We start from the raw sequence: 13,461 nt of genomic DNA, 5'->3' as shown, positions 1-13,461 counted from the left end.
GAAATAAACACTTGACAAATTTAAGTTCGATTAGAGTTTTTTCGAACGCTTTATATCACAATGAAAGTCTCCTCCCAACTATTTAGTATATGGGAACACAGTTTCCGAATCGGAACATATGTATAAAGTAAATTTATATCATAGTTCCGAGTAAATGTTCAACACTAAATATTACAATTGTAATTTAGTCTATTCATAGATAATCAACTAATGATATGTTTTTATTTTTAGTGCTGGCCCAAGTATCAAAATTATTCATTTCACTAAAATGAGATATATCACCCCACTTACCACTAGTCACGAAATCAATAAGTAACCAATGAAGCTCCTCTGTCGAAGAGGGAAATGCCAAACGGGTTAATAATTGCTGATATTTTTGAGAAAAATAAAAGCCACCTTCATTGATTTCTTTAACTTTATTGATAGATTCATATTTTTCGCCACGACCGGTATCAGTTACAGGAAAAACCTTCGAATTATGAATCTGTAAACCTATAACAGTATCATGTGGTGCAGAGAAGAAAGTTTCAATCGTCACTCTGTTTTTATAAATATCGTTGAGTGTTTTAATATCTACCGATTCAGCTGAGATCAGACCAGCCATGTTCTGACTATTTTCTCTTTCTTTTTTTTCTGAAGTTTCCGCTAAGCAAAAATAGTAACCAAATACATTCACATCTATCAACTGCTTAACAACTTTGATAAACGATTCTTGTGATGAACCACTCCAACCGACATCAATCAAAGCGATGTTATCCCCACTTTTTATGTTTAGCTCATTCAGATACTTAAACAGCGCTCTGCGATTCCTTTTACAAACTTTCAATATTTCCCAACGAAAAGCATGAAGAAAACGCTGCATATCTATATCATTGGAAGCATTCAAAATTAAACCATCATCAAGCCCCAAAGACTCCATCACTCCTGCATCGGGTGCAGCAACGCCAATCCGCTCTAAAATCTCAAAAGGTGACAGGCCTTCAGAGCCAGAAAGAAAGTAAGGAATAGCTTCATTGAAGTTATCTTCGTTAATCGCAGCAAGGTTAAAAGTGGTTCGAGAGCCATAAAAATAATCGTATTTGGGGAAGTCCACTGACTTATATTCATCAACGATTTGTTTTAACAAGAAACCATCACGAGCCAAAAACAGGACTTTATCTATTTTATCCTCTTTAGCTTTATTTTCAATCCACTGTAAATATGATAAACAAGCAGGACCACCATACTGAAACCCCAATTCAAAGCATGATTTTTCAGCGACAACAGGATAGTGAAGTTGTATTGATCCCCTTGCCAATGAAGCAGCAGGAGAATAATGAAGAGGTGCTTCCGGAACCCGTTTTGGCAGGTAATGATATGCCTGTAAGCCCTTCTCTATTGCCTTTTCTACATCTCCTTGATAATTATCACCTAGATGCAATATACCAGCCTTATCAACACCCAACTTATTCGACATAACATCAAATAAGTCTCCATGATCTCTTTTGGTAGCATTATCACTACTTGAAGCAAAAATAGGTACCATACTGATATTATGAAGCTCTAATGCTTTAACAAAAAATGACCTTGGCAAGTACATATCGGAGGTGATGACCACGGTCTTCCCTTGACTCAAAGCCATTTCATAAATATCAACTAATTCCGCATTAGGATGAACCAACTTAAGCTCAAGCTCATACTCGGCATCGACCAACTGCTGTGTAGTATATTGGTCAGTGATGAAATTATCATAGATCATCTCAATGGTAATTTCTTTTAATCCCATGGCATGCATTTGTTGAAAGCCCAAGGCTTGAGCATGCTTTCTACGCTCCCTAAAATCTTCTATATCTAACTGAATACCTAAAATATCAAAAGCATCCTCAGGCTTACACAGCGGCCTGACAAATAAGGTATCAAAAAAGTCGAATGATACCACATCAACGTTATTCACCAGCTCGGTTAGTTCTTTTAAATGATTAACTGCATTGCTGCCTATTTCTGTACTATTCATGGGCACATCTCGAATTTAATTCCATTTGGGTGCAAATTTACATTATAAAACGGGTCATTTTGAAAAAAGTCAGGGTGTTTGTAATACATTCTTTTCCGTTCTTGTTCGAGTCGTAACATTTTTTCAGGATTGACATCATCATGCCCTCTACTGATGGATTCATGATGAGTCAAACGTGCCGCTTGGCAGACGGTATTATAATACCCAGCATCGAGTAATCTCATACACAATTCAACATCATTATAGGCAATTGGAAAATCTTCATCGAAGCCCCCAACTACTTCAAACTTTTTCGCATCGACCATTAAACATGCACCAGTCACAGCAAACCAATTATACTCAAGTAGGCTGCGCATATAATAACCGGGTGCATCACCATCATCTTGCAAAAATGCATGGCCAGGTCCAGCCTGTAAATTCAAGATACCACCGTGCTGAATCGAAGTGGAATCCGGATACAGTAGTTTGGCACCAATAGCACCTGAATGTTTTAATTGGGCGTAGCCTCCTAAACGTTCCAACCAGTCTGGAGTAATAACTTCTGTATCATCATTCAAGAATAGCAGCAGTTCTCCTGAGGCCTCTCTTGCACCAATGTTATTCAACTCAGAATAATTAAAAGGATGATCATGCCGGATCACTTTTGCCTGGCCTTCATTACTAACTTCCTCAAGATAGGATAAAGTGCGTTCATTGACTGAGCCATTGTCGAGAATAATCACTTCGATATTTTTATAACTGCTAAGCGCGTAAATAGAGTCAATGCAGGCTTTCAAAACTTTGGCATTATCTCTTGTCGGAATAATAATCGAAATCAAAGGCGAATTAACAAGTTCATAACGGACCCTGAAATATCCAGGGACTTGCTTGATCTCTTCCATAACGCCATTATAGCCTCGTCGTTTCATCGCATCTAAGCGAACATTTTTAGAAGCCTCAATAGCATATGATTTGGCACTCAGAGATGACGCTATTGATTGCGGAATAATACGCCAGTGATATAAAACTTTTGGTATATGACTGATCTTATCGGTTTTTTCAGTAACCCTTAATATTAAATCCCAATCCTGACAACCGTCATACTCAGAACGAAAGCCTCCAATACTTCTTATTAAGGATGTACGTATACAGCATACATGACAAGTATACATTGTACTCATCATAGTATCTGGAGACCAACCAGGTTTAAAATGTGGTTCTACATATGCACCTTCTTCGGACAGTTTATCTTCATCACTATAGATAAAATCAGAATCATCCCTATTTATACAAAGCGCCAATTCATATAAACAGTCAGCAGTCAGTTCATCATCATGGTCCAATAAAACAATAAAGTCCCCTTTTGCTGCATCTAAAGCTACATTGCTCGCTCCGGCGATCCCTTTATTCTGCTCTAACCAAACTACGTTTACAGATTCATTTGTGATTTGCGATAAAGCTTCCCTAACATCTTCGTTAGGACTGCAATCATCTGCGAGAATCAGCTCATAGTTTTCATACCACTGTGACTCTACAGACGATAACATTTTTTCCAATAAATCCAAGGGAGTATTGTAGATTGGAACCAAAATGGATAAAAATGGCTTGTGATCCATAGCTATAATGGTCTTTTCGAAATCGCTCGGCTTCCTTTTGGGAATATAAGTATAAGAGCTGGGATTTCTGCACAATAAATATTTATTTGATTCATTATCAAAACCAATAGATGCATTCGAATTGGAATTGAGTCTAACCAACTTCTTTGACATTCCATTGTTTTTGTTCTCAACAAGCCACTTTTGGCGTATTTCCAATTGCAGCTCTGGTGAAGCTTCAATTTCCACTAATTGCTTAAATAGCTGCTTTCTAGCACCATTAAGAAATGATTTAAAAGAAGAAATTTGAATGTCAAATGAACCTTGTCCTTCTGACTTTTTAATACTTTTCAATTCTCTGGTTTTACAAGATAAAACCGCCAGTCGATCGACTTGTTTTACTTCCAATCCACTAAAATGAAAGTCAATTTGGCTTTCGTCGGGATCTAGACGAATATTTTTTATATTTTTTTCAAAAAAATAGCAACCAAAAATTGTTCCTTTATTATAACAAAGAGGGTATCTATGGATTTCTGAAAAGCCCTCTCCAAAATCTATATATAAAGAAGGGGTCACTTTATCTGTATTAAACTTTGCTTTAAATTCGAATGAAATCCAGCCTTTTAACTCATAAACATCAGGTTCAATTTCAGATTCAAGTACTAAGTACGGGTCATTTGAACTACTAATATATCGACCATCATACAACTCACAGTTCGTTGGAACAAAACCTTTAAAAATACAGGCCTTATTTTGTATTCGATTGTATGTAAATTTGATAATTGAACCTAGGCTCCTTAGAGGGGCAGTGCACCTCCATGACCAGCTATTTTTTAGGTCCTGAATCGACTGTTCCAGTGCTTTTCTATTTTTAATTTCATTGGCTTCTTTTAAAGACATTAATTGTATCTCATCACTTATTTCTTTTAGAGTATTCTCTAGAACAACTTCCCTTTGTTGCTGTTCGATTAAAATTTCGCCTTTACTCCGTAAAGATTGCTCGATAATCTCCAATTCAGAATCCTTTTGATTCAATAACCTTATACTTTTTTCTATATCAAAATCTTTAGTAACTAATTCATCTTTTAATTTATTAATTTTTACTTCTTTATTCACTAACGTTTCACTGAGTTCATTGATGTTTGCTTCTTTACTCACTAACATTTCATTGAGTTCATTGATGTTTGCTTCTTTACTCACTAACATTTCATTGAGTTCATTGATGTTTGCTTCTTTACTCACTAATGTTTCATTGATTTCATTGATGCTAACGTCTTTATTTAATAGCGCTTCGTTAAGATGATTGACTCTTTGCTGTTCAATACTCAACTTAAAATATAATTTATCAATATAAATTATAGAAGTTGTGAGGTGTTCATATTCTGATACCCACTGACTAACTTTACAAGTTAAAAGGTTAAAGTCATCTGTATCAGCTGATTTAACTTCTTTAATAATCTGAACGTATATTTCCTTAACCAACGCGGGACAACTCTGATCATTTAATAGGTCAGTATCAGTATAATTTTCGTTACGTAATTTTTTATCTAAAAAACTTTTCAAATAAAGATCTAATTCTTCATTATTAACTTTCAGTTTTAGCTTTTTTGCAACTCTGGTTATCTCATATTCAGGTGACTCAAGTAAACGATTATATTCCACCGTAACTCTCTGTTCTTGAGTTGTATTAATCAAACTCGGCATCATATGAGCTAACCACAAAAGGTAGCCTTTTTCTGTATCAAGACCATCCCTGCTTAGAAGGGACTTTGCAACGCATAAGGGGTTCCTAACAATTAAAACATAATCAACATCAACGCTTAGCTCTTTGAAAACTTCTTGCCAAAACAGCAACAACTTTGACGTTCTTGGATCTTTAAAACCAAATAAGCAACAACTATCAATTTTGTTCTTTAATAAATTAAGCGCTTTATCGAAGTACCCATTCTCTTTAAAAAAATCAACATCATTATGAGTGATTTTTTCTAAATAATGCCAATCGCTATTCAATGCTTTCAATAATTCCACATTAAGCGCATTAATACTATTATCCTCAAAAAAACCTTTCTCATTATTCCCTTTTATAGCTGGCATCAAGTCATTTCCAAGCTCAACACCAAGCACTTGCAGAGATCTAGTAATCGCACTTGTCCCACTACGATGCATACCTAAAACAACAATTATTCTTTTTTTCATCTTTTAGCCAATATTTAAATAACTTTACAATAAAAACAACTTACACCAAAAATATAATTTTATTATTTAAACTAATCATCAAAACATTTGACTGTATTTATTCTAGAATCAGTAGAAGAGAAATCAATTAACCCAGTAACACGTAAACTATTTTCATGAACAACTCTAAAAACACAAGCATCAACAATACGATGTAGAAAAACCTCACTACTATCCTTATTCCCTACGACTCCTGCATTTAAAAAGAATGTGCCTGGTAACAAAGTACACTTAAAATTAAATGTAAATTGGAGTGTCGTACCAGCTTCAACATACTTTATACCATTACCTTGACTATGAGATTGGATACCTCCTAGTTCAACTCCTGTAGTGGTTTTAAACATATTGCCAGCTCTCACGTTGAAAGCAGCTTGATCAAATTGTACAACATAACGAAATATGTAGTTTTTGCCACGTTTTAGAATATTTACTGTTTGGCCATTTGAATTTAGAATGCATATATCATTTATTACAGCACCTTCGGATGTGTAATTTATTGTACTTTGGGCTTTAAGATTTGGATCAAAAAAATCATACTCACCTATAGTTGAAGTAAACTCCTCCTTTACATCAGCCTTATAAAACTCCTCATCTTCAGTACTAATAGATTCCTTTATTTCCTCAAGTATAGCCGTATGTTTTTCTTTCGGCGCATGTAGCAAACGTTGATATTTACTTATAACTTGTTTTGGTGTTCCTGATAATACTAATTGCCCTGCATCTAACAATAGTGCTCGGTCACACAGTTCGACTATAGCTCCAGCAGAGTGAGAAACAAACAATATTGTAGCTCCGCTCTCTTTGATTTCTTGAATTTTTGCAAAGCACTTCCGCTGAAAAAGCTCATCTCCTACAGAAAGGGCTTCATCTACTATTAATATTTGCGGCTCAACATTTATAGCTACAGCAAAAGCTAAGCGCATCATCATTCCACTTGAGTATGTTTTTACGGGTTGATCTATAAAAATACCGATATCTGCGAAGTTAACTATTTCATCATATTTATGATCTATTTCTTGCTGTGTTAGGCCCAGTATTGTTGCATTAAAATATACATTTTCACGCCCTGTAAATTCGATATTAAAACCTGAACCCAGCTCAAGTAAAGCAGCTACCCTACCATTTGTTTCCATTACACCTTTTGTTGGGGTTAATATTCCGCAAATAAGCTGTAACAAAGTAGATTTACCACTCCCATTCTTCCCAACTATGCCAACAGTTTCACCCTTTCGAATCTTAAAAGATACGTCATTTACTGCACAGTATTCATCATAATAATCTTTTCCTCCAATAGAAATCATTTGCTTTAAACGATCTTGAGGTTTATTGTAGATATGGAAGTTTTTACTTATATTTTCAACGCTAATAGCAATATTAGAGGACATCAGCAAATCCTTTTCTAGTTTTCTGAAAACAAACAAACCCTAACCAAGCAATAAAAGTAGATACTAAACTATAATTAAAAAGTAAATTCCAATTAGGTAACTCTCCGTAAAAAGCTATCGCTCGCAATTGTTCAATAGGAATTGTTAAAGGGTTCATCATTAAAAAAGGTTGGTAGACTTGTGGCATTGCAGACAAAGGAAAAAATATTGGAGATAGAAACATAGTAGCTGTTATTAATAAAGTAACAACTTGTCCTATATCTCTTAAATATACACCAAAAGCAGCTAGAAACCATGAGAACCCCATAATAATCCCCATGAGAAGTAACAAAATAATGGGGGTAAATAAAATTGTGAAATGGGGAACTCCATACAATAGAATATAAGCAATAATCCATACCGTCATACTGATAATAAAATGAAAAATAGCACTCCCCATTGTAACCCACGATAAAGTTTCAATTGGAAAGATCACTTTTTTTACATAATTTTTATTAGCAATGATTTGTCCTGGTGCTTGGCTAATACACTCTGAGAAAAGGTTAAAAACAATTAACCCCGAAAATAAAATTAAAGCAAATTCTACTTTAGAGTCAACTCCTCCACTCCATCGCGCATTAAATACCTCACCAAAAACAAATGTATAAATAGCCAACATTAATAAGGGATTAAAAAAAGACCAAAAGATCCCCATTATTGAACCTTTATATCGACCAATAATATCCCTCTTAATTAGTCTCAATAATAAAGTTCTATGCTTCCATAGACTAAAAAACATCTCTACAGGAGTAGAACTAAACTTATTCATCAATCAAAAACCTCGGCAGAATTTAAAGTTTTACCTATTTGATCTTTTGTAGACAGTTGAGGTGTAATATTTTCAGGCCATGAAATATTAATAGCTTCATCATCCCATGCAATACAACGTTCATGCTCTGGTGAGTAGTAATTAGTTGTTTTATAAAGAAACTCAGCTGTATCGCTTAAGGTAATAAAACCATGAGCAAAACCTTCAGGTACCCAAAGCTGGCGTCCATTCTCAGCGGAAAGAACTTCACCTACCCACTGACCAAAAGTTGGTGAATTTTTACGAATATCCACTGCGACATCAAACACTTCACCTTGGGCTACTCTTACTAACTTGCCTTGAGCCATCGGAGGTAATTGATAGTGTAAACCTCTTAAAACACCTTTTTGAGATTTTGAATGGTTATCTTGAACAAAATCACGCTTTAAGCCGGCTACTTCTTCAAATATTTTTTGATTAAAACTCTCAAAAAAGAAACCTCTCTCATCACCAAATACTTTTGGCTCAAACAAAATAACTTCAGGAATAGTTAACTTTGTTGCTTTCATTATAATATATTCTCTTTTATAACTTGCTGAAGATACTGGCCATAACCATTTTTCAATAAAGGCTGCGCCAATTTTTCAAGTTGTGTCGTATCGATCCAATTTTGTCGAAAAGCAATTTCTTCTGGACAAGCAACCTTAAGCCCTTGCCTATGTTGTAATGTTGCAATAAATTGACTTGCTTCTAATAAAGAATCATGTGTACCGGTGTCTAACCAAGCATAGCCACGTCCCATAATTTCTACATTTAATGAACCTTGTTCTAAATATATACGGTTTAAATCTGTAATTTCTAATTCACCACGTTCAGAAGGCTTAATACTCTTCGCAATTTCTACAACTTGACTATCATAGAAATAAAGCCCAGTTACTGCATACTGCGATTTAGGGTTTGTTGGCTTTTCTTCAAGGCTTATTGCTTTATTATTTTCATCAAACTCAACAACACCATAGCGCTCAGGATCATGTACATGATATGCAAATACACTTGCCCCTTCTGTTTTTTCAGATGCACTTGTTAGTAAATGAGGAAAATCATGGCCATGATATATGTTATCACCTAATACTAAGGCGACTAAATCATCACCAATGAAGTCTTCACCAATAATAAAGGCTTCTGCTAAGCCATTAGGCTCTTCCTGAACTGCATAAGAAAGCTTTAAACCCCACTGCTCACCTGAACCTAGTAACTGTTCAAATCTAGGAGTGTCTTGCGGAGTAGAGATGATTAGTATTTCTTTAATACCCGCAAGCATTAACGTACTTAACGGGTAATAAACCATCGGTTTATCATATACCGGAAGCAACTGTTTGCTAATTGCTAATGTGGCAGGATGAAGACGAGTCCCTGAACCACCTGCTAAAATAATGCCTTTACGCTTGGTCATTTTATATTCCATTTAAATTAGTTCTTCTAACATTCTGTCGACATAAACAGGCCAAACAGGCAAATTAATTGAAAATGCTTGTTCAAGCTTGTTTGTATTTAATTTTGAATTTTTAGGTCTAGCAGCTGGTAATGGATAATCATCTGTATTTATGGGTAAAATATTTTCAGATGGAGTACTTAGGCGCTGACCTAGTTCACTTGCTTTATTTATTACATGTTGAGCATATGTGTGCCACGTAGCCTCACCATTAGCAACGAGATGATAAGTACCAATCCTTTCATTAGCAAATTGTTCTGTATTTGAAGTTAATTGATGGATACATAAGGTTGTAACATCTGCAATTAACTCTGCTGACGTAGGGGCGCCAACCTGATCTGCTACAATTTTAAGCTCGGTTCGCTCAGACGCCAACCGTAGCATAGACTTTATAAAATTATTGCCCTTAGTAGCAAAAACCCAACTGGTTCTAAAATTAAGGTATTTACATCCTGATTGGCGTATAGCATTTTCGCCTGCCAATTTACTTTGACCATAAACAGATAAAGGATTTACACTGTCTGTTTCCAAGTAATCAGTAATTTTTGTGCCATCATATACATAATCTGTGGAATAATGAATAAGCCATGCATTTAACTTTTTAACTTCTTCAGCTAATACAGCTACAGATTCAGCATTTATTTTATATGCTAATTCTATCTCAGTTTCAGCCTTATCAACAGCCGTGTAAGCAGCCGCATTAACTATAATATCAGGCGCGCAGTTTGCCACAAAAGCTCTTAATTGCTCTGGTTCTGCTAAATCGACTTGTGTTCTATCTACAGCTATTAGTTCACCTAATGGTGCAAGCGCTCTTTGTAATTCCCAGCCTACTTGCCCATTTTTTCCTAATAATAAAATTTTCATTAATATTGCTTTTCAACCCACTTACGATATTCACCACTTTGCACATTAGTGGTCCACTCTTTATTGTTAAGATACCACTCAACAGTCTTGCGTATACCAGTTTCAAATGACTCTTCAGGAACCCAACCTAATTCTTTCTCGATCTTAGTTGCATCAATTGCATACCGTACGTCATGACCAGGACGATCTTTTACATAAGTAATTAAGTCAGCATATTGAGTAATGCCATGTGAAGATTCATCTGATTGTAATTTGTTATTTTTACTAATGGGTACTAGTTCATCTAAAATTGAACAAATAGTTTTAACAACTTCAATATTTGCTTTTTCATTATGACCACCAATATTGTAAGTTTCACCTACGACACCTTTACTTACCACTTTAACTAATGCACGAGCATGATCTTCAACATATAGCCAGTCTCTAATTTGCATACCGTCACCATATACTGGTAGCGCTTTACCCTCTAATGCATTTAATATTACTAATGGGATTAGTTTTTCAGGGAAGTGATATGGACCATAATTGTTTGAACAATTAGTTATTACAACAGGTAAGCCATAAGTTCTGTTCCATGCACGTACCAAGTGATCGCTAGATGCTTTTGATGCTGAGTATGGGCTACTCGGTTCATAAGAGGTCGTTTCTGTAAATAAGTCTGTTGTTCCTTCTAAATCTCCATATACTTCATCTGTAGAGATATGATGAAACTTAAATTCTGATTTCATAGACTCATTCAAAGTTTCAAAATATTGACGTGCAGCTTCTAATAATTGATATGTGCCTACAATATTTGTTTGAATAAACTCACCAGGACCATCTATAGATCTGTCTACATGTGATTCAGCAGCTAAATGCATTACCCATTTTGGTTGATATTGCTCAAATAAGCGATTTAGTTCTTTTGCATCACAAATATCTACTTTTTCAAAAGTGTATTTTTCATGCTCTGCAACAGATGAGAGGGATTGAAGGTTACCTGCATAGGTTAGTTTATCTATTACAACTATCTGAAAATTTGTACTATCTATTAAATAACGAACCACTGACGAACCAATAAAACCAGCACCACCAGTTACAAATACTGTATCCATATTCTTAAAATCAACTTCTATAGCTTAAAACTTACAAATCCCAATCATATAATAAAGGACACTTTAAGGGGGGATTATAACCAAATAAAAATTACAAAGCTATTATATATATTTAAGGGTTTCATTGGTTGTTACAGAAATAATTTAGAACAGCCGATGCTCTTTCCTATTTATTTATTAGGTAAATATATTCAACATGTTATTATACTGCTTTACCCTTCAATAAGCTGTAGGTTATTTATGTCAGGTAGTTTTTTATTAAACAAATGGTTTTCGATTTTTATAATTGCTTCGGTAACTTGGCTTATCTATTTCAATAGCTTATATGTGCCTTTTTATTTAGATGACATACGCTCTATTTCACAGAACCAACTACTTATAAATGGCTCTACTTTTGAAATTTTCAACCACAACATAATGCGCTCTCTTGGGTACATAAGTTTTGCATTTAATTTAAATGATTCAAAAGATGTTCTACCGTTTCATATTACCAATGTTTTGATACATATGATTAATGGTATATTAGTATATTGTTTGACTTACTTACTTATTTTCAAAACATCTTTTGATAAAAAATACAAAACTATTAATCTGAAATATTTACCACTTATAGTTGCTATTATCTTTATTGTTCACCCGTTACATACACAAGCCGTAACTTATATAGTGCAACGTATCGCAGCATTAGTCGCATTATTTTATTTTGCTGCATTATGTAGTTATATTATTTTGCGAAATCAAACCGAATTAGCTGCAAAAGCATTTTGGTTTATCATTTTTATTGTAATGACTATTTCAGCACTATTAACCAAACAAAACAGTGTCACTTTACCGCTTGTCATTATTGCCTTGGAGCTAATTTTATTTCAAAAGTTAAAGTTCAAACATATTGGAATAATTACTAGCATTGTTTTTACAGCACTTATTTTGGCATTTATTACAAACGCTGAAGGATTCAAGGAAGTTTACACGGCACTAGATAATTACACTCGAGAAACTAAACAATTTAGTCGATTAGATTACTTTTTAGCACAAGCAAATGTTATTTGGATTTATATCGCTAAACTATTTGTACCTTATCCTATCAGACTAGAATACCCTTACCATGTTAACTCCTTTGAGTTATGGCAAACAGTAATAGCTGCTCTAGGTCATATTTTAGTTTTTTCATTAGGTTTTATATTCAGGAAGCATGCGCCATTAATTTTATTTGGTATTTGTTTTTATTATTTGGCTCACATGGTTGAATCAGCTTTAATTCCAATAAGGGATATTACTTTCGAACATAGAAGTTATTTACCTGATTTTGGTTTGATTTTAGCTGTATTTTCTGGGTTTTTAGTATTACTTATTAAATATAATTCAAAGCCAAACCATACGTTCTTAGCTATAACCTTACCTATCATAGTTATTCTTTCTGCTATTACTATAAATCGTAATAATCAATGGCAAGATCCTATTCTTTTTTATCACAATGAACTTGTTCATTCTCCTTATAATACTCGAGTGTTAAATAACTTAGCTACTGCTTACTACAATAATAATGAATTATCAAAAGCAATGCCCCTTATCGAAAAAAGTGTACAACTTAGTCAAGGAGAAATGAGTGGTGAAATGATAAATAATTATTTAGCATTTATGATTGAATCTGGAAGTTATTTAAGAGCTGAAGAAATCGGTCTAAAATCATTGCCTCAAATAAAAGACTTACTTGCTAAAGCTCGTGTATTAAATAATTTAGGGATTTTAAAACTTAAACAAGGCCTTTTACCTGAAGCTGAAACCTATTTTAAGCGCTCAATTAAACAGCCGAATTATGCCACTAAAACATTATTCTCTTTATCTTTAACCTTAGCAAAGCAAGGTAAGTTAAAAGAAGCGCAACAATACAACATTAAGGCCTTAAAGCTAGATCCCGAGAATAATGATGGACATAAGTTGCTCAATCAGATTAATCATTATTTACAACAAGCTCAAAGGAGACCTTAGCTAATAGCTCTTAATATGCGTATCATAAGTCTTTTATGATACGCT

The 13,461-nt window shown here is 34.3% G+C and carries 9 protein-coding genes; 1 reads left to right on the top strand and 8 read right to left on the bottom strand.

Going from position 1 to position 13,461, the window contains the following annotated elements; translation table 11 throughout:
- Nucleotides 1-193: 193 nt before the first annotated feature.
- The 8 genes from PSA_RS04375 to rfbB form a co-directional block, all read right to left on the bottom strand.
- Complete coding sequence (locus PSA_RS04375) at nucleotides 194-1,993, bottom strand: hypothetical protein (protein WP_052380194.1); 1,800 nt, start codon at nucleotides 1,991-1,993, stop codon at nucleotides 194-196.
- Nucleotides 1,990-5,763 carry a glycosyltransferase gene (locus PSA_RS04370; protein ID WP_052380193.1) on the bottom strand — a complete coding sequence of 1,258 codons (3,774 nt, stop codon included), beginning with the start codon at nucleotides 5,761-5,763 and terminating at the stop codon, nucleotides 1,990-1,992. Before PSA_RS04370 ends, PSA_RS04375 begins: the two co-directional genes overlap by 4 nt.
- A 71-nt stretch (nucleotides 5,764-5,834) precedes the next feature.
- Entirely contained in the window at nucleotides 5,835-7,187 is a 1,353-nt protein-coding gene (locus tag PSA_RS04365; protein WP_042150700.1) for an ABC transporter ATP-binding protein, read from the bottom strand.
- The gene (locus PSA_RS04360; RefSeq protein ID WP_042150698.1) at nucleotides 7,177-7,995 is read right to left on the bottom strand and encodes an ABC transporter permease; all 819 of its coding nucleotides are present in this window, start codon (nucleotides 7,993-7,995) and stop codon (nucleotides 7,177-7,179) included. The genes PSA_RS04365 and PSA_RS04360 overlap by 11 nt, the downstream gene beginning before the upstream one ends.
- Nucleotides 7,995-8,543 carry a dTDP-4-dehydrorhamnose 3,5-epimerase gene (rfbC, locus tag PSA_RS04355; protein ID WP_042150697.1) on the bottom strand — a complete coding sequence of 183 codons (549 nt, stop codon included), beginning with the start codon at nucleotides 8,541-8,543 and terminating at the stop codon, nucleotides 7,995-7,997. The genes PSA_RS04360 and rfbC overlap by 1 nt, the downstream gene beginning before the upstream one ends.
- Complete coding sequence (rfbA, locus tag PSA_RS04350; RefSeq protein WP_042150722.1) at nucleotides 8,543-9,427, bottom strand: glucose-1-phosphate thymidylyltransferase RfbA; 885 nt, start codon at nucleotides 9,425-9,427, stop codon at nucleotides 8,543-8,545. The genes rfbC and rfbA overlap by 1 nt, the downstream gene beginning before the upstream one ends.
- Before the next feature lie 12 nt (nucleotides 9,428-9,439).
- Entirely contained in the window at nucleotides 9,440-10,333 is an 894-nt protein-coding gene (rfbD, locus tag PSA_RS04345; protein WP_042150695.1) for a dTDP-4-dehydrorhamnose reductase, read from the bottom strand.
- Nucleotides 10,333-11,427 (bottom strand): dTDP-glucose 4,6-dehydratase, encoded by a 1,095-nt coding sequence (rfbB, locus tag PSA_RS04340; protein ID WP_042150692.1) that lies wholly within the window; start codon nucleotides 11,425-11,427, stop codon nucleotides 10,333-10,335. The genes rfbD and rfbB overlap by 1 nt, the downstream gene beginning before the upstream one ends.
- Nucleotides 11,428-11,667: 240 nt before the next feature.
- On the opposite strand from rfbB, the gene PSA_RS04335 reads away from it, so the two are divergent.
- Nucleotides 11,668-13,416 carry a tetratricopeptide repeat protein gene (locus PSA_RS04335; protein ID WP_042150690.1) on the top strand — a complete coding sequence of 583 codons (1,749 nt, stop codon included), beginning with the start codon at nucleotides 11,668-11,670 and terminating at the stop codon, nucleotides 13,414-13,416.
- The last annotated feature ends 45 nt before the right edge of the window (nucleotides 13,417-13,461 follow it).

Source organism: Pseudoalteromonas sp. '520P1 No. 423', from assembly GCF_001269985.1.
Taxonomy (GTDB): Bacteria; Pseudomonadota; Gammaproteobacteria; order Enterobacterales; family Alteromonadaceae; genus Pseudoalteromonas.
Note: the sequence above shows the minus strand (reverse complement) of the source record. Positions and strands in the feature narration are given on the sequence as shown.

Bases quoted from the DNA above. Each gene is read 5' to 3' on its own strand.
- PSA_RS04360 (WP_042150698.1), bottom strand. From the start codon at position 7,995: ATGAATAAGTTTAGTTCTACTCCTGTAGAGATGTTTTTTAGTCTATGG.
- PSA_RS04375 (WP_052380194.1), bottom strand. From the start codon at position 1,993: ATGAATAGTACAGAAATAGGCAGCAATGCAGTTAATCATTTAAAAGAA.
- PSA_RS04365 (WP_042150700.1), bottom strand. From the start codon at position 7,187: ATGTCCTCTAATATTGCTATTAGCGTTGAAAATATAAGTAAAAACTTC.
- PSA_RS04370 (WP_052380193.1), bottom strand. From the start codon at position 5,763: ATGAAAAAAAGAATAATTGTTGTTTTAGGTATGCATCGTAGTGGGACA.
- rfbC (WP_042150697.1), bottom strand. From the start codon at position 8,543: ATGAAAGCAACAAAGTTAACTATTCCTGAAGTTATTTTGTTTGAGCCA.
- rfbA (WP_042150722.1), bottom strand. From the start codon at position 9,427: ATGACCAAGCGTAAAGGCATTATTTTAGCAGGTGGTTCAGGGACTCGT.
- rfbB (WP_042150692.1), bottom strand. From the start codon at position 11,427: ATGGATACAGTATTTGTAACTGGTGGTGCTGGTTTTATTGGTTCGTCA.
- PSA_RS04335 (WP_042150690.1), top strand. From the start codon at position 11,668: ATGTCAGGTAGTTTTTTATTAAACAAATGGTTTTCGATTTTTATAATT.
- rfbD (WP_042150695.1), bottom strand. From the start codon at position 10,333: ATGAAAATTTTATTATTAGGAAAAAATGGGCAAGTAGGCTGGGAATTA.